This is a genomic window from Pseudomonas sp. NPDC087598, assembly GCF_044743525.1.
Lineage (GTDB): Bacteria > Pseudomonadota > Gammaproteobacteria > Pseudomonadales > Pseudomonadaceae > Aquipseudomonas.
Window position 1 is genome coordinate 1 of sequence record NZ_JBIUWQ010000164.1, and the last position, 1053, is coordinate 1053.

Consider the following 1053-nt stretch of genomic DNA (forward strand, 5'->3'; position numbering starts at 1 on the left):
GGCGCCGCGACCACAGACTGGATGGTTCAGGAGCAGGAGCGTGGTATTACCATTACTTCTGCTGCCATTACCGCCTTCTGGAAAGGTTCCGAGAAGCAGTACTCGCACGAGCACCGTTTCAACGTAATCGATACCCCGGGTCACGTAGACTTCACCATTGAAGTTGAGCGTTCCCTGCGTGTACTCGACGGCGCTGTCGTTGTGTTCTGCGGTACTTCGGGTGTTGAGCCTCAGTCGGAAACCGTATGGCGTCAAGCCAACAAATACGGTGTTCCACGTCTTGTTTACGTAAACAAGATGGACCGTGCTGGCGCCAACTTCCTGCGCGTGATCGGTCAGATCAAGCAGCGTCTGGGTCACACTCCGGTGCCAATCCAGTTGGCCATCGGTTCCGAAGACAACTTCCAGGGTCAGATCGATCTGATCAACATGCAAGCTGTCTACTGGAATGACTCTGACAAAGGTATGGTCCCTGTTCGCAAGGACATTCCTGCTGAGCTCCAGGAGCTGGCTGAAGAGTGGCGCAACAACATGGTTGAAGCTGCTGCCGAAGCCAACGAAGAGCTGATGAACAAGTACCTGGAAGGCGAAGAGCTGACGATCGAAGAGATCAAAGCTGCTCTGCGTCAGCGTACTATTGCCGGCGAAATCGTTCTGGCTGTTTGCGGTTCTTCCTTCAAGAACAAGGGTGTTCCCCTGGTTCTCGACGCCGTTATCGACTACCTGCCTGCTCCAACCGACATTCCTGCTATCAAGGGTACTAACCCTGATAACGAGGAAGAAGAGATGGAGCGTCATGCAGACGACAGCGAGCCTTTCGCGGCTCTGGCGTTCAAGATCGCTACCGACCCATTCGTGGGTACCTTGACCTTCGTCCGCGTTTACTCGGGCGTGTTGAACTCCGGCGACGGCGTGATCAACTCGGTTAAAGGCAAAAAAGAGCGCGTGGGTCGTATGGTGCAAATGCACGCAAACGCCCGTGAAGAGATCAAGGAAGTGCGCGCTGGCGACATTGCAGCCCTGATCGGCATGAAGGACGTCACCACTGGTGAA

Annotated in this window: 1 protein-coding gene; it reads left to right on the top strand. The window is 54.8% G+C overall.

The window, feature by feature from the left end; translation table 11 throughout:
• Positions 1-1053: elongation factor G (locus tag ACIOWE_RS30290; protein WP_401398642.1), on the top strand; the 1053-nt coding region annotated here is incomplete at both ends.